This is a genomic window from Alistipes senegalensis JC50, from assembly GCF_025145645.1.
Classification (GTDB): domain Bacteria; phylum Bacteroidota; class Bacteroidia; order Bacteroidales; family Rikenellaceae; genus Alistipes; species Alistipes senegalensis.
The window spans coordinates 2,461,033-2,485,777 of record NZ_CP102252.1; the positions used below are offsets into that span (position 1 = coordinate 2,461,033).

The 24,745-nt window shown below is 48.2% G+C and carries 20 protein-coding genes and 1 pseudogene; 8 read left to right on the forward strand and 13 right to left on the reverse strand.

What is annotated here, in order from left to right:
• Positions 1–16: 16 nt before the first annotated feature.
• The 5 genes from NQ519_RS09655 to NQ519_RS09675 all read left to right on the forward strand — a co-directional run bounded on the left by NQ519_RS09655 (position 17) and on the right by NQ519_RS09675 (position 8,388).
• Positions 17–2,542, forward strand: coding sequence for a type I restriction endonuclease subunit R (locus tag NQ519_RS09655; RefSeq protein WP_227901137.1), 2,526 nt, complete (start codon positions 17–19; stop codon positions 2,540–2,542).
• 300 nt (positions 2,543–2,842) lie between these two features.
• Entirely contained in the window at positions 2,843–3,811 is a 969-nt protein-coding gene (locus NQ519_RS09660; protein WP_009597560.1) for an IS110 family RNA-guided transposase, read from the forward strand.
• Positions 3,812–4,003: 192 nt separating this feature from the next.
• Positions 4,004–4,783, forward strand: coding sequence for a HamA C-terminal domain-containing protein (locus tag NQ519_RS09665; RefSeq protein ID WP_259810595.1), 780 nt, complete (start codon positions 4,004–4,006; stop codon positions 4,781–4,783).
• On the forward strand, positions 4,783–7,293 hold the full coding sequence (locus tag NQ519_RS09670; RefSeq protein ID WP_083871090.1) for a DEAD/DEAH box helicase: 2,511 nt from the start codon (positions 4,783–4,785) through the stop codon (positions 7,291–7,293). The genes NQ519_RS09665 and NQ519_RS09670 overlap by 1 nt, the downstream gene beginning before the upstream one ends.
• A gap of 72 nt (positions 7,294–7,365) precedes the next feature.
• The gene (locus NQ519_RS09675; protein WP_019151353.1) at positions 7,366–8,388 is read left to right on the forward strand and encodes a virulence RhuM family protein; all 1,023 of its coding nucleotides are present in this window, start codon (positions 7,366–7,368) and stop codon (positions 8,386–8,388) included.
• Between the two features lie 71 nt (positions 8,389–8,459).
• Here NQ519_RS09675 and NQ519_RS09680 read toward each other — a convergent pair whose 3' ends face one another.
• The 13 genes and pseudogenes from NQ519_RS09680 to NQ519_RS09740 all read right to left on the reverse strand — a co-directional run bounded on the left by NQ519_RS09680 (position 8,460) and on the right by NQ519_RS09740 (position 21,355).
• The gene (locus NQ519_RS09680) at positions 8,460–8,999 is read right to left on the reverse strand and encodes a hypothetical protein (RefSeq protein WP_227901136.1); all 540 of its coding nucleotides are present in this window, start codon (positions 8,997–8,999) and stop codon (positions 8,460–8,462) included.
• Positions 9,000–9,003: 4 nt separating this feature from the next.
• Entirely contained in the window at positions 9,004–10,212 is a 1,209-nt protein-coding gene (locus tag NQ519_RS09685) for a hypothetical protein (protein ID WP_019151351.1), read from the reverse strand.
• Positions 10,209–10,628, reverse strand: coding sequence for a plasmid mobilization protein (locus tag NQ519_RS09690; protein WP_026076654.1), 420 nt, complete (start codon positions 10,626–10,628; stop codon positions 10,209–10,211). The genes NQ519_RS09685 and NQ519_RS09690 overlap by 4 nt, the downstream gene beginning before the upstream one ends.
• 302 nt (positions 10,629–10,930) lie before the next feature.
• A pseudogene (locus tag NQ519_RS09695) lies at positions 10,931–12,000 on the reverse strand (AAA family ATPase).
• Between the two features lie 2 nt (positions 12,001–12,002).
• The gene (locus NQ519_RS09700; protein ID WP_019151347.1) at positions 12,003–12,305 is read right to left on the reverse strand and encodes a helix-turn-helix domain-containing protein; all 303 of its coding nucleotides are present in this window, start codon (positions 12,303–12,305) and stop codon (positions 12,003–12,005) included.
• A 154-nt stretch (positions 12,306–12,459) separates the two neighbouring features.
• A complete protein-coding gene (locus NQ519_RS09705; protein ID WP_019151346.1) occupies positions 12,460–13,233 on the reverse strand; it encodes a hypothetical protein in 774 nt (257 codons plus the stop codon).
• A gap of 166 nt (positions 13,234–13,399) precedes the next feature.
• The gene (locus tag NQ519_RS09710; protein ID WP_026076652.1) at positions 13,400–14,515 is read right to left on the reverse strand and encodes a tyrosine-type recombinase/integrase; all 1,116 of its coding nucleotides are present in this window, start codon (positions 14,513–14,515) and stop codon (positions 13,400–13,402) included.
• A 117-nt stretch (positions 14,516–14,632) separates the two neighbouring features.
• Positions 14,633–15,511 (reverse strand): helix-turn-helix domain-containing protein, encoded by an 879-nt coding sequence (locus NQ519_RS09715; RefSeq protein ID WP_026076651.1) that lies wholly within the window; start codon positions 15,509–15,511, stop codon positions 14,633–14,635.
• A 272-nt stretch (positions 15,512–15,783) separates the two neighbouring features.
• The gene (gene mnmE / locus NQ519_RS09720) at positions 15,784–17,139 is read right to left on the reverse strand and encodes a tRNA uridine-5-carboxymethylaminomethyl(34) synthesis GTPase MnmE (protein ID WP_019151343.1); all 1,356 of its coding nucleotides are present in this window, start codon (positions 17,137–17,139) and stop codon (positions 15,784–15,786) included.
• 4 nt (positions 17,140–17,143) lie between these two features.
• Positions 17,144–18,523, reverse strand: coding sequence for a lytic transglycosylase domain-containing protein (locus NQ519_RS09725; RefSeq protein ID WP_019151342.1), 1,380 nt, complete (start codon positions 18,521–18,523; stop codon positions 17,144–17,146).
• 3 nt (positions 18,524–18,526) lie between these two features.
• Positions 18,527–19,696 carry a DUF5683 domain-containing protein gene (locus NQ519_RS09730; RefSeq protein WP_019151341.1) on the reverse strand — a complete coding sequence of 390 codons (1,170 nt, stop codon included), beginning with the start codon at positions 19,694–19,696 and terminating at the stop codon, positions 18,527–18,529.
• A gap of 8 nt (positions 19,697–19,704) precedes the next feature.
• Positions 19,705–20,574: a ParB/RepB/Spo0J family partition protein gene (locus tag NQ519_RS09735; protein WP_019151340.1), complete on the reverse strand. Its 870-nt coding sequence runs from the start codon at positions 20,572–20,574 to the stop codon at positions 19,705–19,707.
• A 10-nt stretch (positions 20,575–20,584) separates the two neighbouring features.
• Positions 20,585–21,355: a ParA family protein gene (locus tag NQ519_RS09740; protein WP_019151339.1), complete on the reverse strand. Its 771-nt coding sequence runs from the start codon at positions 21,353–21,355 to the stop codon at positions 20,585–20,587.
• Between the two features lie 114 nt (positions 21,356–21,469).
• Here NQ519_RS09740 and NQ519_RS09745 point away from each other — a divergent pair, with 114 nt between their 5' ends.
• From NQ519_RS09745 to NQ519_RS09755, 3 genes are read left to right on the forward strand one after another with little or no spacing between them, the layout of a single operon-like run.
• Positions 21,470–22,366, forward strand: coding sequence for a CPBP family intramembrane glutamic endopeptidase (locus tag NQ519_RS09745; RefSeq protein ID WP_019151338.1), 897 nt, complete (start codon positions 21,470–21,472; stop codon positions 22,364–22,366).
• A gap of 58 nt (positions 22,367–22,424) precedes the next feature.
• Positions 22,425–23,312 (forward strand): hypothetical protein, encoded by an 888-nt coding sequence (locus NQ519_RS09750; protein WP_019151337.1) that lies wholly within the window; start codon positions 22,425–22,427, stop codon positions 23,310–23,312.
• A 25-nt stretch (positions 23,313–23,337) separates the two neighbouring features.
• Positions 23,338–24,744 carry a peptidylprolyl isomerase gene (locus tag NQ519_RS09755; RefSeq protein WP_019151336.1) on the forward strand — a complete coding sequence of 469 codons (1,407 nt, stop codon included), beginning with the start codon at positions 23,338–23,340 and terminating at the stop codon, positions 24,742–24,744.
• Position 24,745 lies beyond the last annotated feature (1 nt).

Here is a 24,745-nt window from a genome sequence, read left to right on the forward strand (position 1 = left end):
TGAAGGCGGTAAACGTTTGGATTTGATTTATCTGATAAATGGAATTCCGGTTTGTGTTGGTGAAGCAAAATCTCCTGTTCGCCCTCAGATAACATGGGCTGACGGAGCCATTGATATGCTGCATTACGAAAAGAGCATTCCTGAAATGTTTGTTCCGAATATATTGACCTTTGCTACAGAAGGAAAAGAACTTCAATATGCCGGCATCTGTACACCAGTTGACAAATGGGGGCCTTGGTTTAAGGATGAGAGTCGTCAGTATGGTACGATAGAGTCGGTTAAAAGTAACGTAATGGGGTTGGTTCAACCAAACCGACTGCTTGACATATATCGTTATTATAGTGTTTTTACAGGAACATCATCAGGCAAAAAAATAAAAATTGTTTGCCGCTATCAGCAGTATTTAGGAGGTGAAGCTATTGTTCAGCGTGTTTTAAATACATATCGTGAGAAACAAGGTCCGAAGAAAGGTCTTATTTGGCATTTCCAAGGTTCGGGAAAATCATGGCTGATGGTATTTGCTGCCCAAAAATTACGTTTGCAGAACGAATTACATGCTCCCACTGTTGTTATCGTTGATGACCGTATTGATTTGGAAGATCAGATAACTGGTGATTTTACTCGTGCTGATATACCCAATATAGAATCAGCAAAGACAAAAGAAGCGTTAGTTGCATTTTTCAAGCAGGATCAGCGCAAGATTCTGATAACGACAATTTTCAAATTCGGAGATGTTGATAGTGTACTGAATGAAAGAGATAATATCATACTGTTGGTAGATGAAGCACACCGAACTCAGGAAAAGGATTTAGGACAAAAAATGCGCAATGCACTGCCTAATGCATTTTTCTTTGGCCTTACCGGAACGCCTATAAACAAGCGGGATAAGAATACTTTTCAATCGTTTGGTGCTGATGAGGATTTAGAACAAGGTGGGTATATTTCAAAATACACTTTCCAAAATTCTGTTGAAGATGGAGCTACGCTTGAATTGAACTTCCAGACAGTGCCGGTAGAGATGCATCTTAACGAAGAGCAATTGCAAGAAGAGTTTGATGAACTGACTGATCAGATATCAGAAGAAGAAAAAAATGAATTAGTAAAGCGTACGTCTGTTGAAGCATTTTTTACAGCGGAGAAGCGAATTAACGATGTCGCACGTTATATTGTAAATCACTTCAAAGAGTATGTAGAGCCCACTGGAATGAAAGCTCAAGTCGTGGTATATAACCGAGACTGCTGTGTGAAATATAAGAAAGCGATTGATGCTCTTTTGGGTTCGGAAGATGCAACCACTATCGTTATGCATACGGCTGGCGATAAAGCTGATGAGTATAAGGCATACCGTCGTGATAGAGAACAAGAAAGAAAACTTCTTGACCAATTCCGTGATCCATTGTCACCGATTAAAATGGTGATTGTCACTTCAAAGCTGTTGACAGGTTTTGATGCTCCAATTTTGCAATGTATGTATCTTGATAAACCAATGAAGGATCATACGTTGTTACAAGCTATTTGCCGTACGAATAGAAAGTACAATGTTGATAAGAAATGTGGTCTGATTGTAGATTTCGTTGGTGTATTTGATAATGTAGCCAAAAGCCTTGCTTTTGATGAGGATACGGTAAAAACGGTTGTAAAGAATATTGATGAGATAAAAGTGTTGATACCTCAATTTTTGCAAGAGTGTATTGACTTTTTCCCTGGTGTAGACCGGACAATCGGTGGTTGGGAAGGTTTGCAAGCTGCCCAGCAATGTTTACTTGATGAGTCTACAAAAACGAATTTTGCAAAACATTTTTCACGATTGGCTAAAGCTTGGGAAACAGTAAGCCCGGATGCAATGCTGGCTGCTTATCAGGCGGATTATACTTGGCTGGCTCAGGTATATCAAAGCGTACGTCCTGTTAGTACCGGAGGTTCACTTATATGGACTTTATTAGGAGCTAAGACTATTGAAATCATTCATCGTAACATTGATACAATTGATATCGGGATGCCACTTGAAGATCTTGTGGTAGATGGAGATGTAATTGATATGGTGTTGGAGCAAGCCAAAGACAATCCTAAAAAGATATTGGAAGTGGAAAAAATGCTTCGTTTGAGGTTGGGAGAGCATCATGGAGACCCTAATTACAAGGCATTTGCCGAGAAATTGGATGAACTGCGCCGTCATATGGAGGAGAATCTTATAACTAGTATTGATTTCCTCCGAGGATTGCTCACCCTTGCCAAAGAAGTGCTTGAAGAAGAAAAAAACTCAAATCAACCTCTTGACAAGAGGGAACAAGCTAAAGTTGCTCTTACGGAGTTATTTGAATCAATTAGAACAGAGGATACACCTATCATTGTAGAACGTGTAGTTGCTGATATTGATGAAAATGTAGTAGCTATTGTACGTAAGTTTAAAGACGCTTTTAAAAGCATTACAGCTCAGCGAGAAATTAAAAAGAAACTACGTTCTATTCTGTGGGTTAACTACCAGATTAAAGATCAAGAAGTTTTTGATAAGGCTTATCAGTATATTGAGATGTATTACTAATATTAGTTGTTTGAAGAACTTTTAGATACTGATAATTTAATTAGGAGTAGAATGGATAGAATAGAAAATGCTATAAACAATCTCATTGTATATTTGTACTTAGTTAATTAAATTTGAATAGTAAAGACATCAGAGTATGGAATAAGTCCGATCTCTCATTGGTCTTCTAAACCGGGAATTATGTTCTGACCCCATACTCTTTACATCAGAATCCGGATAGTTCGTAAGGTGTTTGAGCCCGCATTCGCAATGAAGGACCAAGATGTAAGCGATGTCGTTAGAACCAAAAAACGAACGGCCATGAGGTACATTGGAATCGACGTGAGCAAGGCTACATTCGTGGTAGCTTACTCCTCCGACAAAGGCGGGGAGATCCGTACTTTTAACAACACGACCGCTGGTATCAGACAGTTTATCGGGACTCTCCCCAAAGATGGCAGTATCCACTGTGTTATGGAGGCGACAGGGAACTACAGTGCCTTGCTGCTGTATATGCTCAATGTCGCCGGAATTACTGTCAGCATGGAGAATCCGCTGAAGGTAAAGAACTTCGCCAAAGCCATGCTCTCTACGATCAAGACCGATAAGAGCGATGCACGACTCATTACCTTGTACGGAGAGAAGATGAACCCGCGTCCTTTCAAGGTCCAGGGAGAGGCCATCCTGCGGCTCCGACAGAAAAGAACCGTCATTCGCCAACTTACTAAGCAGATTACCGCCATGTCGAACCTTCGTGGCTCTCTCGCATGTCTGCCTGTCCCGGACAAAGGTGCAACTCATACCGTAGACGAAACGATCAAGTTCCTTGAAAAGAAGCGTGACAGGCTTCAGTCGGAACTCACGGATCTTGTCGAAGTCGAGTTCAGCCGGCAACTCGCACTCCTGACAACCATCAAAGGTATAGGCATAACGCTCGCCACGGCGCTCATCATCACTACCGGAGGATTCACTTACTTCCAGAATGCCAAGCAGGTGTCCCGCTATCTCGGTATCTGTCCCACTTACGAACAATCCGGAACTTCGGTAAACATCAAAGGGCATATCAACCGAAACGGAGACGCATACACCAGAGGACTTCTCTATATCGCCGCTTGGCCTGCCAGTAGGTTCAATGCCCAATGCAAAGAGACTTATACGAGGCTCAGGCAAAACGGAAAGTCGGGAAAACTCGCTATGATCGCTGTCGCAAATAAACTCGTCAGGCAGGCTTTTGCTGTTGTTGCGCACGATAAAGAATATGTCGACGGATTCGTCTCCAACAGACCTTAGCAGGAACCATTCTCCGATATTATTACTCTTTTTCCGCATTTTTTAATATAGTTCGTAATTAATACAAATGAGGCAATAAAGTCCCGTATTGAGGAGGTCAGGTACTGCATAGATATACCTGATACTGAATCTAAAGGATATTGCTATTGTCTAAAAGTTGATGCTAATGGTAAGTTAAGACTTCAAGATTTAATCGAATATATTGATTCTCGAATAGTTGATTATGCTATCCCAAAAAAGGAGATAGATGAGGCAAGAAGTGATTTAAATAAAACAGGTTCTACGAGAAAGATAATTCAGTTAAGAAAGAAAGCTGAAAATCTTTTTACTGATTTGAATAAAACTGGAGAAGGTGGTGAAATTTTATTATATATTCTTACACAGGATATATTGAAACTTCCACAACTGATAAGTAAAATGTCTTTAAAAACATCCACCAAAATGCATTATCAAGGAGCAGATGGCGTCCATTTTCAGTATAATAGCATAACGGGTAACCTTGAACTATATTGGGCGGAAGCAAAAATGTATCAAGATTTAAATGTGGCAGTAGCAAATTGTTTTGATAGTTTAAAGGGGTTTCTACTTGATCCTAAAGGTTGTACTTCAACACAAGAAAGAGACATAGATTTGATTACATCGAATATACACCAAAATATAAACGATGAAGCTATTGAGAATATACTTGTAGGGTATTTTGATAAAGATAAAGAACAATCAAATCATTTAGTTTATAAGGGTGTATGTTTTATTGGATTTGATTTTGATAAATACCCAAGTGATACAGATATTACAAAAACTACAGAATACGTAAGGAATGCTATATTGACAGAATATGAGAAATGGCATAATACTATAGGTCAAAAGATAAAAGATCATGAAAATCTTGATAAAAAGGAGATTCATGTCTTTTTAATGCCCTTTCCTTCTGTTGACGATTTTAGAAAGTATTATCTTCAAACAATCAAATAATGTTAGCTGAAAAAGTTTATAACTTAGATAGTTTCAAACGTCAATATGAGGCTTTACTTACATTGTCCGTTAGTGATACTATTCCTAATTTAATGTGGGATAAAGATAAATCAGATTTATTGTCTCAGATAGATTGGAATAACATATTAAGTATAGCATCACTATTTAGTTATTGCGATGAAAGCAAATATTTGGATGCTGCTCTCCGTATAGCTCAGACTTGTTTAACACAGGAGGCAACTAATGAAAATCAAAAAAATGCCGCTGCATTTGTTCTGGATAATTTAACAATTAAGCCTGCAATTAAAATTGCATTGGATAAACAGTATCTAAAAAAGAACTTTAGAGATAGCTATCCTTTTACCTTGAAACTCCAACAAAACAAGTCAGATATTGAACATGCCATAATTGTAAATGATGATATATTCCTTTTGAATAAGTTTCAAAAAGAGGTTTATTCCGCATATAAACATAATGAGACAATAAGTATATCAGCTCCAACTTCAGCTGGTAAGTCTTACATTCTTTGTACTCTTTTATTAGAAGAATTAACCGAAGGCAATAAAAATATTGTATATGTTGTACCCACAAGAGCGTTAATCAGTCAAGTTGAATCTGATTTAAAAGCATTACTGAAACAGTATAATCTAGAGAATCTGACGAATGTGACGACAGTGCCTCCTCAAGAAGAGATTATAGAAGAAAAATCTAATATTTTTGTTTTTACGCAGGAGCGTCTTCATTGGTTTTTACATGGGAATTCTAATAACAGAATAGATATTCTTATTGTCGATGAAGCACATAAAATTGAAGATGGGAATAGAGGAATTTTACTTCAACAGAAGATAGAAGATGTCGTTAAAGCTAATTCTTTTATCAAGGTATTTTTTTCTAGTCCTTTTACATCAAATCCAGAGATTCTTCTGGAAAATGTTATCAATAATAGCAGAAAGTGTAAGGTCAATACTCAATTTGTTGCTGTTAATCAAAATCTTTTATATGTTTCTCAAGTTCCCAGAAAAATCAGAGAATGGCAAATCCATTTATGTACTGTTGAGAATACTATTTTGTTGGGGAAAATAGTTATGACCGATCGTCCTACAACAGAACGACATAAAATAGTTCATACTGCTTATCAAACATCGAATAAAGGTGGATGTCTGATTTATAGTAATGGAGCAGCTGATGCTGAAGATACTGCTAGCTTGCTTTACGATTTACTACCAGAACGTCAACCGGATTCCGAAACAACCGAGCTTATTGGATTAGTGCAGAGCACTATTCATGCTCAGTATGTTTTGGCTAGAGTTTTATCTAAGGGGATTGCATTTCATTATGGAAATATGCCCTTGCTTATAAGAAATGAAATAGAGAGATTGTTCTCTATTGGGAAAATTGAATATTTAGTTTGTACTTCAACTTTATTGGAAGGTGTTAATCTCCCAGCTAAATCTATTATTATAAGAAAACCATCAAGAGGTATAGGAAATCCGTTGAACCAAAACGATTTTTGGAATTTGGCGGGTAGGGCTGGTAGATTAGGTAAAGAATATAGTGGGAATATATTTTGTATAGAACCATTAAAATGGAGCGTCCAGCCAGAACCAAATAAAGCGAAACAAGAGATTAAACGAGCGTTAAATGTTATTGAAAATAAAGGTGAAGAATTATTGGATTATATTCGGCATCAATCTCCTAGACAAGAGGCTGAAAAACGGCCAGACTTGGAGTTTGCGTTTGGCTATTTTTACATAAGATATGTATTGGAAAAAGAGATAGCGCCTTCAAATCCATTTTATAATGAATTAATGACTGAATTATACTCAATTCAATCAAAGATCACATTACCAAGCGCTATCATAAAGAAAAATCCAGGTATATCGCCTTTAGCTCAACAGGAATTATATAATTTCTTTACGGAGCATCTTGATGAGATTGATACATTAATCCCTGTCTATCCCAATGATACTAATGCCTTTGAGGAATATAAGAATCTTATTGATATTATAGGTCGCACTATTTCATATTATCCCCAACAATTAAATGCTTCTAGAGCAATATTATTGATTAATTGGATGTCAGGGAAACCATTGTCATATCTTATTCGCAAAAGTTATGAATCTTATAAAAGAAATCGTTATAATAAGAAACTTCCTGCGGTGATTAGAGAGGTAATGGAAAATGTGGAAAGTTTTGTTAGATATCAATTTGCCAAAGATTCGAGCTGTTATGTTGATATACTTCGATATGTTCTTGAGATAAACAATAAGCAGGAACTATTGGAAAGTATTCCTCAATTAAATCTTTGGTTGGAGTTTGGAGTGTCTCAAAAGACACATCTCTCATTATTGGCTTTAGGCTTAAGTCGTAATACCGTTCTTGAATTGACAGATCGTACTATATCAACGGAAAAATCGAAAGAAGAGTGCTTGACCTGGTTAAGGTCATTAAATCTTGATGAATTAGAATTATCTCCGATAATCATTGATGATATTAAGAAGGTGCTGTAGTATATGGTGATATAAAAATGCGTTACAAATTATCAAAAAACAACTTGTTGTTGTGATGATACAAAAAGAATTATGGCAAAGAATATAGAAATACGAAATAGTACAGCAGAGTTCCTCATTTTCATGCTTGAAGGCAAAGAAGATGGGATTCAGGTGATGTATAAGTGTGAAACCATTTGGGCAACGCAGAAAGCTATATCGCAGCTCTTTGATGTGGGCGTGCCAGCAATCAGTAAGCACCTTAAAAAAATCTTTGAGAGTGGTGAATTGGTTGAAAACTCAGTTGTTTCCATTTTGGAAACAACTGCTTCAGATGGCAAAAATTATAACACAACCTTCTATAATCTTGATGCCATTATTAGTGTCGGGTATCGAGTCAATTCTGTTCGTGCCACTCAGTTCCGTCAGTGGTGTACGTTTGTACTCCGGCAGTTTGCCATTCGTGGATATGTGCTTGATCATAAGCGAATGGAGAACGGGTCCTTCTTGGGCGTGGATTACTTTGAGCATTTGCTTGCCGAAATAAGGGAGATAAGGCTGAGTGAGCGTCGTTTTTATCAGAAACTCACGGATATCTATGCTACGGCAATAGACTATAACAAGGATGCTCCGACAACCCGTCTTTTCTTCAAGAAGGTACAGAACAAAATGCACTATGCTGTGCATGGGCATACCGCTGCGGAACTGATTGTAGAACGGGCCAATGCAGATAAAGAACACATGGGATTGACCACATGGGAGAATGCTCCGAATGGAAAAATTGTCAAAACTGACGTGTCTGTAGCAAAGAATTATTTACGAGAAAAAGAATTGGAAGAAATGGGCAGGATAGTCAATGCTTCGCTTGATATGGCAGAAAGTATGGCTATGCGTCATATACCTATGACAATGGAAGATTGGGCAAAGCGAATAGATAAATTCATTAATTTATTTGATGGCCCGATATTGCAGGATAGCGGAAAAGTTTCTGCCGAATATGCCAAAGAGTTTGCTGAATCAGAGTTTGAAAAATACAGAGTCATTCAAGACCGTCTTTTCCAATCGGACTTTGATAGATTTGAGGATAACAGCCTTCCTCCATTGGATGTAGAATGATATGGAGGTGAAAAGCGACGAGTTTCAATCCTGATTTTCAGGTTTAAGGCTCTTCGCTTTGTAGTTATCTGCTATTGGGGCTTGTTCAATACTTTTAAAAGAAGTATCATTGTGGTAATTCCGGCTGCGGCAAGCAGAATAGTCCATAAAACAGCCTTCCAAATCAATACCGAGTGCAAAACATCTGTATTAGCCACTATGATGCTGGCGAAAAAAGAAGAGAGGGCAACCAGAATGATAATCAGAATATAGAATACCAAATGCGGTATGAGAACATAGCTGTCTGCCTGGTGGATTTTCCGTTCAGTTTCATCCCATTTGTCTTGAATTTGGCAAAGGTACTTATCAAGTACAGATTGCCCGAATTTTTCGGCTTGTTCCTGCATACTTTGGGCAATAGTTAACTTATACTCCTGTAGAAATTTAAGTAAATTTACCAGATTTATACTCATCTCATGCACATTGTCATTCAGGTTGGCAAGTTCCTTGGCGTTCACATCAAGTAGTTGCTTCTCTTCTTCCAGATATTCATTCTTGGGAGTGTTTTTTATGGATTCCGCTTCATTCATTTCTGCGGAAAAATCGAATTTCTTTTTCATGCTTGACTTCATAGGCTTATCGTTTCAATCCTGTTTTCGGTTTCTTTCCTAATGAACGACTGGCAGCACGGGCACATCTGCGAGCCCATTGCAAATCGTCTTCGTTTTTGTCTCTCCACGGAAGGTCGCTTTGAGAACCTCCACCACCGCCTCCGGTTGTTATATTCGGCGTTTCGAGCAGTCCCACAAAAATAGCCATAGCCATATCGGTAAGCTCCTTACAGTTGGAAACGAACCTGTAATCAAACTCGTCATTGAAGTAGTTAAGCACTTTTTCCGGAATATAGAACTTGTGCTCCTTGCCTTCATGAGTCAGGGCATAGGGAATCATATCCAAACGGTCTGTGCGATATTGGGTATAGTCAATAGGAGCCACCTTATGTCTGTTCGATTGCTGTACGACTTGGGGAGTATTGCTCTTGGTAGTAACAGGCTGGTGGTGTAGCTTCTTCCATGTCGCAGGAAGTTTCGAGATCATTAGGTTCCTGCCGATTCCCAATTCGGAAGCCTTGTATTTGGTGTTCCCATTCACAAGCGCATAACCATGAAGAATACCTTTCTTATCTTCTCTTTCATGTACTGTATAGCCTTTCCGTATAAGGGCATTTTTGTACTCTTCCCATGACCATGATTGCATTGATTTCAGCGTATCCATGCAGTCACGATTCACTTGGTGAATATTGGAATTCCTGACTTGCGCTGCCGTTGTCCAGCCTCGTTTCTTTGCCACCCGTTCCGCTGCACGTTGCGCGCGAAGATGAATGTTATGGTCGTTGTTGATATTGCTGTTCTCATCCATGCGGCAAACCGCAGCATGAAGGTGGGGAACTTCGCCTTTAGATTCCGTATGAAGCCAAACCGAGTATTTGCTACCAGCCAAATTAGTCGGACATGAACGGACTTTCCTGTCCTTGCCGGTAATCACTTGTTTGTCGAATTCCTCAGCGAAATCCTGCCAGAGTTTTTGCCAGTCCTCGATGTCAAAGAATTGGGTATGTTCAGGCGAAGGACTCAGTTCGATTCTGATAACAGAGTTCTTGATCGGCCGATGTTGGGATAAGGTCAACTGCATGGAGTTCCATATCCCCATAGCGTCCGGTTCTGAGTGCAACAGATTGTCCAATACCCGATAAATTTTTTCCGGATGTTTCTTGTGTTGTGATTCGCCGGTAATGTAACGGAGGTCGTTTATTCCGTGCGATATGGCTTTTGCTTTTGCAATCATTCTTCTTCGGATTTAGCGTTAGACGGAATTTTGTTATGCTCTTTTACGGCATTCAGAAACTGGCAAACGCTTTCGGCTACATTGCCAAGTTCCTTGAGCCAGCCGACCATAAACGGAATCTGATTAAACATTATCATGCGTTGCTTTGTGGACATTCCGTGAAGTGCGGAGGTGTATTTAACAAGGTCTGACCGACAGTTATCCAAATTTTGCAACAGTGCCGCTTCTTCTTTTGTAAGCCTCGCTTTGGGCTTGAAGTTATAGGCACACGACAATATGTAATCGCTTACGGTCATACCGCATTGTGCTGCCAGTGATTTTATATGCTCTTTCTGACGGGGAGTAACTTTCGCTCCGATGAAGACGCATCTTGTTTCGTTAGAGGAACCTAATGAATTTTCAGTATTTTCTTTCATATAAATTGTTCTATAATGGTAAATAGGTGCGAGCTTGCGAGTACCGCATCGGCGAAAGAACTGAGCAGGCAAGAGCGCCAATGTACAACCGGAACGCAGTGAGGTTATACCTTGGCATATCTTGCAATAGTTACCTGTTGATACTTCCCTGCAAGCCATGTCGAATGTGGATATGGAATCGGCATTCGGATAGTAAGATATATCTCTAAAAGAGGGGAGAGTATGACTATCTTACATTATGTTATCTTGCCTACTTTGCTTTATTCCTATATATACGCCCCGACAATAAAGTAAAGTTGAACTCAGTAATGGCATTCGGGATTGATTTTATATTCTTTCCCCTCTTTTATCACCATCCGCTTGTTGCCGAGGAAGGTGGCTACCTTGACCGCCTTGTTATGACCAAGTTTTACACCTTGCAATCCGTACTCCTCTTTCAACCGTTCCAAATAATCACCATAATTATTGATAGTGCCATTCGCAAAAGTGGCATCCAATGCTGCGCGATGTACATTCTCCGGAATTTCTTTGTACGGATCAAACGGTTCTTTGGTCGGACGCCCTATCTTCTTTTCTCTGGGCAGATAAGGTTCTACCAGTTCAGGCAAACCCTCTTCGTTTATGCGGAAAGCGAAAGGCTCAAACTCACGGTCACGAATATGCACGGCTTCGACCACACTTATGCTTTTGTCCTCTTTATCCACCTTGACCTGCATGATGGTTTCCGCCTTATTATTGAGTTTCGTGCCGATGTGACCACGGGCATGTTCATCATTCTTGTTCTGATGCAGGACAGTATGGATGTGTATCTGTCTGTCATCCGTCCACTGCATGAATTTGGAGATGATATCGGTAGATTCACCGGGAGAATTGATGTCATACAGGAAATCACGAATGCCATCTAGATGACCAATCCCAAATCCGGTATTGTGCCAATGGCTTGTTCGACTATCGCCAGACGTAGTTTAGGGGAAAACTTGCGTAGAGCCAGCATGAGCAGATTATCCGGCTTCTTGTCTTCAGGCAATTCAGCCAAACGTAGGATTCGTTTCAATATCTGTTGGCAATGATGTCGTCCTTGCTCCGTGTCTATGTACAGAATATTCCGCTTATTCTCGGGGAAAGTGGATCGATAATGAAGAACTGTGTTGCCTCTCAATGCCGATGCGACAATAGCTGAGACATTGAACGTTTTCTTACTTTTAGCCTTACCTATGGAAGCACTGAAATTGCCTAATGTGCCTATAACTGCATCGTCCACCATCAGCACCACAGGTGACTGTTCGTATGCACTTGTCACGCTCACTATTGACTCCTCCACGTAAACTGCCAACTCCTCACGTGAAGGAGTCGTATTATCCGCCTTCTCCATCGTTACCAGTTTTTAGAGTTCGGTTTACGACGATGGGATGCGAGCATGGACTCGTTCTCTTCCTCAAAACTTTGCGGTGCTGGATTTCTTCGGGAGGATTCCAGCCATCTGTCCAGCTCATCACGATAGATATAGAGATGCTTCCCTTGTTTGATAACCGGAATGTCATCCTTTTTGACCTTGTAATAAAAGGTTGACAACGGCATTTTAAGATAGTTGCAAGCCTCCTGTACGGTCATGGGGACGTGCGTGTTCTCTTTGGTTTCGTACTGCTGGGAAAATTTCTCCGTAAGCAGTTTTTCCATACTTGCGATTCTGTCGCATAGTTCGCCTACCACAGTCGGCAGGTCGTTGAATGTCAGTTATACTCTTTTAATCGTTTAATATGCTGCGAACCAACTCAATGAAACCTTGCAGAACAATACAGACCGGATTAATTATTTCATCTGCATACGTTTTTTATTGTGAGTCATCATTATCTGCATCCAAATGGAAACGATAGTCGCCTTTATCGGGTACATCAATGGGAATCTGACTTGTAACATGGTCTCTCAAATTGAGCCTGAGATATTCATGTGTAGCGTTTACGAGTTCGTGTGGAAATGACGCCTTGATAAAAGCTGCTCTTTTTACCAAGGGTATTCCCAAGCGTTCACCTACATTCCATGCCAGATGGCGAAGTCCCGGCGACCTCAGCGGATTGTCTATATTTGAGCGAATGGGCTTGTATAAGTCATATCTACCACAAGCCATATATTCTATATTGGAAATGAGGATTGAAATAGCTTCTTTAGACAGATAGGGAGCGGTTTTAATAGTTACATATTCACGAATAGCATTCATGACTTCTACTTGTCTTTCTGCTTCTTTCTTTTTGATGTTCTCCAACAGTGTGTCATAATTATCTATAACTGAGTCATTGGGCTGTTCAATGGTTTGAACTTCATTTGCACAATCGTCTTTTATCTCGAAATCAGAGTCAAAAACAAGCGGAGATTGCCAACCAAAAGAAAAATCGATTGGATTCTTCGTCAGCCATTTATAGAAAGATCGTTGTAACAGACCGCATAATAAAATTGTTGTTACAAGTCCGAGTATTAGCGGAGTTGTTATCTTCATGATATTGATCTCGTGGCAGGCGAAAAGATAAGTGTCTATCGCAGTATAGGTGATTACCGACAGCGCAAGAACAAAGTTTATTCTTTGAGTACGAATTCGAGTCCTATTTGTCATATACAGTTAATGTTGGGAGTGATTATGCCGCAAAGTTATGTGCCGTATTCCAGATACTTATAATTGGTGATGACAAACCGCCCAATATTGGTAAAAATAATAGGTATAGTATGATTTTGGGCTAAAAATCATACTATACCTGTACAAATGGAGGCTAAAATCGTTATCAATCTTTCCTTGTCAGGGTAATTTTCTTGCTGGCTTCCCGTTTGTTGGCATCGACCACCTTGATATACCTTTGCGTGGTGGTGATACTCTTGTGCGCCATGATGCTCTGTATGGTGCGGATGTCCGTCCCAGCAGCAGCTTGTAGCGAGGCGAATGTTCTCCGGTACGAGTGGAATGTGATGTCCTTGGTAATTCCGGCAGAACGAATCCACTCTTTCATCGGGATTTGCGTCCAGCTACGCATAAGTCCCTTGAATACCAAACCTTTCTTTTCAGAACTATAGCCTATCAATCCCAATGCCTCCTCGCTGATGGGAATGATGTCTTCCGCTTTGTTCTTTTGCGTAATGATGTGTACGCATTTCCCTCCGGCTGAGTAGTCTACAATATCTTCCCAGTATAGGGCGAGAATATCACTGATACGTAAACTGGTCATACAGGCAAACAGCGATGCGATTTTCAGAATAGGTTTCTTACAAGGTGTTTCGGCCAACTTGTACAGCTCCTCTACCGACAAGGCTTCTTTCATTACATCCTCTGTCTCTATCTTTTCCAAAAAATCATTGACATTGGTCTTTATCATTCCATTACGGTAGAGAATTTTCAGGAATCCCCTGAAAGTAGACCAATATCCTGATGCGGAGTTCCGTGTGATGGGTCCATTGCGCCTCAGCTTTTTGGCACTCAGCAAGTATTCCCGAAATTTGTTACATAGGTCGATGTCAATCTCCTCAAAGGTACATTTGTCATGTACGAAGTTTCTGAAATGGAGATAGACGAACTCCCATTTCTGGTCATGCTTACGGAGCTGTTTGCGATAATACTCCAAGAAATCGGCTTTGAGTTTGTACCTGTCGAAGAAATCATACCGTTCATTCACCACAGATTCAAACCTACGGCAACGTATGGCTTCGGCTTTCTCGGTCATTACTTCGTTGAAGTTCTGTTCACGCTTGTTTCTCGGATTGGCATATACGTAAATACCAAGCGACTCATGGCGGATAACTTTCATTGTTTCCTTGTCTCTATACCCAGGATAATAATCCAGATAAAACGACAGCATCCTGTTTTTCAAAGGACGAGTTCTTAATGTTACGGTTTTACAATCGTTCATAGTGTTATATTTTTTATGGTTGTTATTAATTCGCTGGCAAATCACTGTAATGTAACCATGCAGACCACCTTCAGTGAAGATTAATTTTGGAATAATTTACGGTAGCCTATAATCAGGTTACTTACGGACACCCATAACCCGGTCAAAGTCCACTTTCAGGAAGCGGACGAAGCGCCCGTTCTTCTCTCGGCTGATCTGATGGAATTGCAGAATATTATAAACCGAGTTACGGGAGAGTTTGAATTTTTCCATTGCCTCCTTGACGGTGTAGTATTCGGCCTTGCTCTCCTCCGCGCTGCTCTTCGAGAGGTCGAAGTGTAGCTTCGAGTAGTAGATCTGCCCGTGTTCTTTTTTCGATGGGATATTGTTGCGGTAGACGTGCGAGCGGATGGCGATGCGGGTCATGCCGTATTTCTCCTGAATCTCTTCGGGCGTGTACCACTCCGTCAGGTCGGAATCCACCTCATACTTGGCAAAGGCGGCGTCGATATGCTTCTTGCTGTAATAGTTGAACTGGCGGATTCTCACTTTCGGGACCTTGTGCTGTCGTGTATAAGTCCATACCCATTTGGCATTGACCTTATATTTCTGTGCAATCTCTTCGGCGGTGTAATACTCGGTGATGTCGAAGTCCTCTTTGGGCACGACACGCTCGTAAGGTTTGGTTTTCATCATCAGTTCGATGTCCGCACGGCGGATGAGTGACTTCTTGCCGCTGATGCGTGAAGCCCGAAGTTTGGATTCCTTTACCAATTTATATATGTATTGTCTGGTTACGCCCATCAACTTTGCTGCTTGGGCAAAAGAGAAGAAATCCTGTCCCTCGGCGGCTTGTCGAGGTTGTAGCAACTCTTGCGAGCGTTTCAACTGCCGCTTGCGTTCCCGGATGCGTTCTTTGTAGCTAAGATTGGAACACTGATGGCTACAATAGCAGGTCGTTGTCTTTTGGGCTATAAATGGCTTTCCACACCATTGGCAAATTCTTTTTACTTCCATGTTGTTTTCTCCATATTTTTAGTGAAACCATATAATTTTAATTTCGCTTTTTGTCTACCTATGTAAACCATTGTCAACACATGTTGTTGACTACCTCAGTGTGACAGCGGGGACAAACCCCAATTTGTTTCGCGGTAGAAATACGGTAGAAAAATATGGTGAACAACACTATCCAATCGCTATGAACTGGATTTTTGGCAAACAAAAAAGCCGCTGAATTTCAGCGACTTCATTACAGTTGGTTCTAATTCGTTGCGTTTAATTGCGATATATCATTTCCCGATGCAAAATTTCGAAAAGATATTTTGAAGGACTTCGTCGGGGACGATGGCGCCGCGGGCGGTGATGGAACCGAGAGCGTGGATGACCTGGCGGATCTCTTCGCTCAACAAGTCGGCGGGAAGCCCGTTGCCCAAGCCGTCGAGAGCCCGATCGAGAGCCTCGCGGGCCGTCGTGAGGGCTTCGTAATGGCGGCTGTTCGAAACGACCGGATCGCCGTGGTAGAGTGCGTCGGTATCGACTGCCCGGCGCAGGGCTTCGCACAGCCGGTCGAGACCCGTGCCCTGTTTCGCCGAGATGCCGATGATGTTTTCGGGAAGCGTCAGCGACGCGGGAGCCCGGTCGATTTTGTTTGCGACGGTCAGGAGCTTCTGATCGGGACGGAGCGCGAAATCGGGCTCGGGAACCGCGGCTGCGAGGGCCGAAGCGTCAATCAGGTGGATGACGAGCTGCGCCCGCCGGATGCTCTCCATCGTGCGTTCGATGCCCATGCGTTCCAGGCGGTCGTCGGTCGAGCGGATGCCCGCCGTGTCGAGGAACCGGAAAAGGATGCCGCCGATGTTGGCCCGCTCCTCGATCACGTCGCGCGTCGTGCCGGCGATTTCCGAGACCATCGCGCGCTCCTCGTTGAGCAGGCGGTTCAGCAGCGTCGATTTTCCTACGTTCGGGGCTCCGGCGATCGCCACGGCGACACCCTCCTTGATGGCGTTGCCCAGCGAAAACGAACTGCGCAGGCGGTCGATCTCGGCTCCGATGCGCTGCATTGTCTCGCGCAGTGCCGTCCGGTCGGCGAACTCCACGTCCTCCTCCGAAAAGTCCAGTTCCAGTTCCAGCAGCGAGGTGAGGTTCAGGAGTTTGTCGCGCAGGCGTTCCAGCTCGTCGGAATACCCGCCGCGCATCTGCGTCGAGGCCAGCGCATGCGCCGCGCGCGACGAGGCGGCAATGGTGTCGGCCACGGCTTCGGCCTGCGAAAGATCGAGCTTCCCGGCCAGATAGGCCCGTATGGTGAACTCCCCGGGCTGGGCCATGCGTCCGCCCGCGGCGGTCAGCAGACGGAGGATTTCCGATACGATGTAGGACGATCCGTGACACGAGATTTCGACCGAATCCTCGCCCGTGTAGGAGTGCGGCGCACGGAACACCGTGGCCAGCACGTCGTCCACGATGCGGTCGCCGTCCATGATCTCTCCGTAGTGCACCGTGTATCCGTCGGCTTCGGCGAGCGGCTTCCGGCCCCGGAACACCCGGTCGCAGAGGGCGAAAGCCTCCCGGCCGCTCACGCGGACGACTGCGATGGCCCCTCCTGCGGCGGTTGCGGGGGCGACGATGGTATCGTGATCGGGAATCATGCCGTTATCTGCCTTCGATGCGGAGCCGCTGTCCGATGCGGAGTTTGTGGGCGCTCTTGAGGTTGTTCCAGCGCATGATCTGCGTCGTGGTCACCCGGTAGCGCCGGGCTATGGCGCCCAGCGTGTCGCCCTTCTTGACCACATAGACCGAGCCGCTGCGCTCCTGGCGCTTCTTGTCGAGGTTAGCCGGATTGATGTACTCTTTGAGGTACATCGAGTCTTTGGCGTGAATCTCGGGTTCGTGGGCGATGTACTGCATGACGTAGCGCTGCGGCAGGACCAGCGTGTAGGGCTTGGTCGTCGCCGGGATGATGTCGAGCTTGTACTGGGGATTGAGCTGGCGCAGGGTTTCGACCGGCAGGTCGATCGTCGAGGAGATCTGTTCGAAGTGCATCAGCCGGTTCACCCGGATCGTGTCCACCGAAAGCGGAATCGGTGCCTCGGTGGGTTCGATGCCGTGCTGGCGATGATAGGCATAGGCGTACGACGCCCCGATGAAGGCCGGCACATAGCCGCGCGTCTCGCGGGGCAGGTAGTCGTAAATCTCCCAGAAATTCTTGCCTCCCGAACGGGCGATGGCCTTGTTGACGTTGCCCGGGCCGCAGTTGTAGGCGGCGATGACCAGCGACCAGTCGTTGTAGATGGCGTAGAGGTCTTTCAGATAGCGGCAGGCGGCTTGCGTGGCGCGGTAGGGGTCGCGGCGTTCATCGACCAGCGAGTTGACTTCCAGTCCGTAGCTCTTTCCGGTCGTGGGCATGAACTGCCACAGCCCGACGGCGCCCATCGGCGATACGGCCGTGGGCGAGAGCGCCGACTCGATGACCGGCAGGGCGCGCAACTCGACGGGCAGCCCTTCGCGGAGCAGCTCCTCTTCGATGATCGGGAAATAGTACTGCGACATGCCGAGGATGCGGCTGATCGTGCCGTAGCGCGAGCCGGTGTAGCGGTTGATGTAGCCTTTTACGATGCTGTTGTAGGGGAACTGGATCGGCGACGCGAGGTCCAGCAGCCGCCGGGCGTAGACCGAATCGGGGGTGGTGTCCGCTACCACGGTGGAGTCTTCGAGAATGTATTGCTTGAAAAATTCGCTGTATGCGTCCTGACGCTGGCGTTCGCGCCACACGGCCAGCAGCGAGTCGGTCTGTTCGGGGGTGAAATCCGGCGTCATGTCGCTGACGGGCGGTTCTTCGGCGGATTCGGGTGCTGGGCCGAGGTCGGGTTCCGGCTCCGGGCAGACGGTCTTTTCCGCCGGAGCGACTGCCGGGGCGGGGATTTCGGTCTCGGCCTTTTTCTTGTCGCGGCGTTTCTTGCGGGGGCTGCGGTCGAAAGCCGACGCCTCGGCGGCGACGGCCAGCAGCAGCGCTATGGTCAGGAGTTTCTTCATCGTCTAAAATTTGAGGCTCAAGTTGAATCCGAACACCGGGCGGTTGCCCCCGAGGGTGGGGACGTAGGTGTAGTCGACCAGCGGTTCGATGTTCATCGAGAGGTCGTCCGACACGTCGTAGTCCTTCAGGTGTGCATCGACGTGTGCGTCGACGATCTGCAGAACATAGAGCGCGCCCGAGATGATGATACAGAGGTCGCGGTTGCGCCGGTAGTTGTTCCGCAGGTTGCGGATAAACGAGGCCGAGTAGCGTCCGTGGAACTCGTCCGTCGGGCCGTCGGGGTATTTGTCCGGATTGTGCTCGTAGTCGCTCAGCAGGTTGTAGGCCTTTTTGAACCGCTGGTAGCCGCGGTTGTTCCAGTCGATGCAGTAGATCATCGAGGCGAATCCGCCCACGACGAACGGCACTTTCCAGTAGCTTTTGTTATAGATCTGTCCCGCGCCGGGGAAGATGCAGGCCAGCGTGGTGGCCTTCTTGACGTCCGACACGTCGTTGGTCTTGTAGCTCACGGCCGCGTCGCCGATGAAATAGATGTACGAGGCGATCGTGATTCCGAGATAGGCTTGCCTCCGGGTGTTGCTGCGGATCATCTGCGATTGCAGGGCGTCGAGCTCCGGGGTGCGCGAGAGACTCACGTCCGTATAGGCTTCGTACTGCCGTTTGAGCGGTTTGTAGGTCTTGTTTTCGTGGATGTAGAGCCCCAGTCCGGTTCCCACCAGTCCGTAGAGGATCGGCAGTTTCCAGTATTGCTTGTTGTAGATCTGTCCGTAGCCGGGCAGCACGGTCGAGAGCCAGCACACCTTCGAGAGCGACATCGAGTCGCTCATCAGCCACCCTTTCTTGAAGACGCGGGTTTTGGGCGTGGTGTCGATGCCCAGCCGGGCGACTTCGAAACGGGCCAGCGCCAGCGAATCGAGATAGCGGCGGTCGTCGGTCCGCAGGGCCGAGACGGCCGCGGAGTCGGCGAGGTAGCCGGCCGTGGCGACCGAATCGTAGTGGAGGATGATCCTCGCCAGCTCCGCCGAGTCGCGTTTGGGACGGAGCGAATCCGGTTTTTCGAGCAGGCCGCCCCGTACGATGGTGCGCGCGCCGCGGTGGAGCTGGGCGCCGGCAGGCAGCCACAGCACGAGAGTTGCGGCGAGCAGCAGCAGTCTGGCCCGGATTCGTGTCATGCGGTGTGTCAGGAGCGTTTGGCGAACCGTTCGATGAAGCGTTCGATGTCCTTGTCGTCGTCGAAGCCGATGACGATCTTGCCGCCGCCGTTCTTGGCGCGTTTGATCGAGATCTCCTGCGAGAAGAATTTCTCCAGCTGCTCGACCAGCCGCAGGTAGCTGTCGGGATACTCTTCGTCCTCGGCCGGCTGTGCCGCGGCGGCCGGAGCCTCCGCGAGCGAACGGGACAGCTCTTCGGCCTGACGCACCGAAAGCCCCTTCTTGATGCACTTCTTCAACGCGCGCAGCTGCTGGTCGGCGGGCGCTCCGGCGATGGCCTTGGCGTGACCCATCGAGATCAGCCCTTCTTTGAGGGCGAGCTGCACTTCGTCGGGGAGTTTCAGCAGACGCAGGTAGTTCGACACCGACGAACGCTTCTTGCCCACCTTCTCCGAAAGTGCGTCCTGCGTGAGGTGGCACTCGTCGATCAGGCGCTGCATGCCCAGCGCGATTTCGATGGCGTTGAGGTCCTGGCGCTGGATGTTCTCCACGAGGGCCATGGCGTGCAGGTTCTCGTCGTCCACCTCGCGGATGTAGGCCGGGAGGGTCGTCAGATCGGCGCGCTGCGCGGCCCGCCAGCGGCGTTCGCCGCTGATGATGATGTATTTGCCGTTGTCGGCCTTCTTCACCGTCACGGGCTGGATGACGCCCAGCTGGCGGATCGAGTCGGCCAACTCGTCGAGGGCCTCCTCGTCGAACTGCGTGCGCGGCTGCGTGGGGTTGGGGATGATGTCGGCGATTTCGATCTCGGCCATCCGGCTCATCGGTTTGAGCTTGGCATCGACCGGATCGCTGCCGAAAATGGCGTCGAGGCCGCGTCCTAATCCTTTTTGTTTCATGTCGGTATCGCTATTTGCTGCGTTTGCGGTTGCGTTTCAGGAACTCCCGGGCCAGGGTCAGGTAGTTTTCCGAACCCACGGCCCCGGCGTCGTAAAGCATGACGGGTTTTCCATGCGAGGGCGCTTCTCCCAAACGGATGTTGCGCTGGATTATTGTGTCGTAGGCCAATTCGCCGAAGTGCTCGCGCACCTCGGTCACCACCTGGTTGTTCAGGCGGTTTCGCATGTACATCGTCAGCAGGAAGCCTTCGATGTCGAGATCGGGGTTCAGCCCCGACTTGACCTTGCGGATGGTGTTCAGCAGCTTCGAGAGTCCCTCCAGCGCGAGGTATTCGCACTGCACGGGGATCAGCACCGTGTCGGCCGCCGTGAGGATGTTGACCGTGGTGTAGCCCAGCGAGGGCGAGCAGTCGATGAACACGTAGTCGAACTTCTCGCGCACCGAATCGACGATGCGCTTCATCACGTGGTGGGCGTTCTCCATCTTGGGCAGTTCGGTGTCGGCGGCCACCAGGTCGATCGACGAGGGCAGCACCCAGAGGTTCTTCACTTCGGGACTTTGCAGGATCACCTCTTCGGCCTGCTTCTGCCCGGCGATACATTCGTAGATACCTTCGAGATTGATGTCGAAACCCAGCCCCGAGGTGGCGTTCGCCTGCGGATCGGCGTCGAGCAGCAGCACTTTTTTGCCCAGCAGGGCCAATGAAGCCGCCAGGTTGATGGCCGTCGTGGTCTTTCCCACGCCGCCTTTCTGATTGGCCAATGCGATTACCTTTGCCATAGATGAATTCGGTTTATAAGCAGGCAAATTTAATGAAATTAAATGGAAATCCATAACCGTACCGGAAAAATGCTTACCTTTGGAGTCGGAACGAACTGACAGTTACACGATATTATGGAAGAAAAAAAGACGGCGTTTCCGGCGGCCGGGCGCGAAGCGGCCGCGGAAGGAGGTACGGAATCCGGGGGTGGCGGGGAGCTGCACGGGCGCCGCAGATTCCCGACCGTGGGCGACATGCTCGCCCTGCTGGGCATCGCCCTCGGGGCGCAGATCGTCGTGGGCACCGCGGCGATGCTCTTCATGCTTTTCGCCGGACACGGATTCGATTATAAGTCGATGGAGCCCGCCGCCCTGGGCAAACTGATGGCGGCGCTCTATTTCTGTTCGATGTCGATCACCCTCGCCGGCATCCTCTATTATCGTCGCGCGCGCGGCGGCAGCGGCCCGTGGGCGCGTTTCTCGGCCCGGGGGCTCAATCCGGCGCTGCTGTTGTGGGCCTTCGTGCTGATCTTCGCCGTCGGCGTGGTGCTCGAACCCCTGCTGCGCCTGCTGCCCGAACTCTCGCTCGACGTGGGGCGCGGTTTCTGGACCATCCTTTCGCTGGTCCTCTTCGCTCCGGTGTTCGAGGAGCTGATCTGCCGCGGCGTGGTGCTCGGTTCGCTGCGCGCCCGTTACGGCGTGGTCACGGCGTGGCTCGTGTCGTCGCTCTTCTTCGGGGTGCTCCACGGCCAGCCGGCGCAGGTCATCGGCGCTTCGGTCATCGGACTGATCCTCGGCTTCGTCTATCTGGCTACCGATTCGATGTGGTCGGTGATGATCCTCCACGCCCTGAACAACGCCGTGGCCTACCTGGCGATGGCCACCGGGCACGGAAACGCCCTGCTGATCGAAATGGTGGAGAGCCGCACGCTCTACGTCCTGATCTATATCGCGGCGCTGGCGCTCACGGCCGTCTCGGGTTACATGATGCTGCGCACGCTGCGGAGGATGAAAAATCCGTCCGCGGCGTAATAATCCGGGCTTCGCTGCGTTACTTACAAGTAAAAAACGTATCTTTGCCTTTCGGAATATGAATGTGCGAGCGAAAATAGCGGTCGCGGCGGGTGCGCTGCTGCTGGCGGGTTGCCGGGAGCTGCCCCGTTATTTCACGAGCGATACGACCATCGCGCGGGCCGGCGGCAAGGAGCTGAAGATACGCGACGTGCGTTCGGTGGTTCCGCAGGGGCTCACGGGCGAGGACAGCGCGGCTTTCATGCGGGTCTTCGTCGATCGCTGGGTCGTCAAGCAGCTCAAGTTGCAAGAGGCGGAGACGCTTTTCTCCTCCTCGGCGGACGACATCGACAAGATGGTCGAGGAGTACCGGCAGGCGCTGCTGATCCGCAAGCTGGACCAGCACTACGTCGATCGCTCGATCGACACGGTGTTCACCGACGACGAGATCGCGGCTTACTACAACGCCCACAAGGCCGATTTCAAACTCGACCGCCCGATCGTCAAGGGCCGCATCGTCCGCTTCACCGAGGGGTACCGCCAGGCCGCGAAGCTCAAAACGCTGATGGCCTCCAAAACGGAGGCCCAGCAGCAGGATTTCCGCGACATCTGCGAGAAAAACGACTTTACGATCAGCGACTTCCGCGATCAATGGGTGGATTTCTCGGATTTCCTGAGCTACCTGCCGACGCCGCGGTCGCAGTCCTACGATCCGCTGCTGGCCTCGACGGCCGTGCAGGAGATGCGCGACAGCCATTCGCACTACTATTTCCAGATCGAGGCCGTGCGGCGCGAGGGCGAGCCGATTCCGCCGGAACGGCTGCGGGGAATCATTCGCCGCATCCTGTTCAACCAGCGGCAGGGCGAGATCATCCGCCGGCACGAGGAGGAGCTCAGCGCCCGGGCCACGGAGAACGGCGAGGTGAAGATCTTCGACGATGAAAGGGCGAAAAGGGAAGATAATTGAATAAAAAACGATAAACGAAACCGAGATGTTGAAAAAAGGTATGTTGGCCGCGGCGCTCGTCCTGTTGTTCGCAGGGGCCCTTGCGCAGAAACGACAGGTGATGCTCGACAAGGTGGTGGCCGTGGTGGGCGGTTCGTCGATCCTCTATTCCGAGGTGGACGAATATGCGCGCCAGCTCACCGAGCAGCGCCGGCAGGAGGGCTATACGTCCGACCGCGACCCGATGAACGAGGCGCTCGAAGCGCTGATGACCCAGAAACTGCTCTACAACCAGGCGCAGATCGACTCCGTGAAGATCAACGACGGCGACATCATGTCCCGCGTCGAGGAGCAGGTGCAGCAGATGATCGACATGGAGGGTTCGATCCCTGCGCTGGAGGCCAAGCACCACATGCCGATCTTCAACATCCGCGAGATCATGCGCCAGCGTTACGAGGAGCAGTCCTACGCCAATTCGATGCAGAGCGAGGTGGTGGGCAAGGTCTCGGTGATCCCGGGCGAGGTCGAGCGGTTCTACAAGTCGATCTCGAAAGACAGCCTGCCGACCATCGCCGACCAGTACGTCTACGCGCAGATCACCAAGTTCCCCAAGTCGATGACCGCCGCCAAGCAGCGCACCCGCGAACGGCTGCTGGACATGCGCGAGCGCGTCATCACCGGCTCGGCGAAGTTCGAGAACCTGGCCCGCATGTACTCGCAGGACCCCGGAACGATGATGCGCGGCGGTGAGATGGACCCCTCGCCGCTGGCCAGCCTCGACCCGTCGTTCGCCGCGGCGCTCGAAAACATGAAGCCCGGACAGATCTCCGAGGTCGTCGAATCGCAGTTCGGATTCCACATCATCCAGCTGCTGGACAAGCGCGGCCAGCTGTACCATTTCCGCCACATCCTGCTGCGCCCGGTCTACACGACCGAGGAGCTGGGCGAGTCGCTCAACCTGCTGGACAGCATCGCCAACCTGATCCACAAGGATTCGCTCACCTTCGAGAAAGCGGCCCTGCAATACTCCGACGACGCGCAGTCGAAGATGAACGGCGGCATCGTCTCGAACCACGACATTCTGGAGCGATTCAACGCCTTCGACGCCAAACTGACCGTCACGAAGTTCCTCAAGGAGGATTTCGGACGTTTCAAGAGTCTCGACGACTACAACGCCCTCAACCGGCTGAAACCCGGAGAGGTGTCGGACGCCTACCTCACGGAGGACATGCTCGGCAACCAGATGGCCAAGATCGTCAAGCTCGTGGAGATCATCCCCACGCATACGGCCTCGCTCAACGAGGACTACCTGCGGCTGGAGGAGATGGCCTTGCAGGACAAGCAGGACCGGGTCTTCAAGGAGTGGCTCTCGAAGAAGATCGACGGCATGTATGTCTACATCGATCCCGAGTTCCGCGACGGGGAGTTCGAGAACAAACACTGGGTGAAGTAGG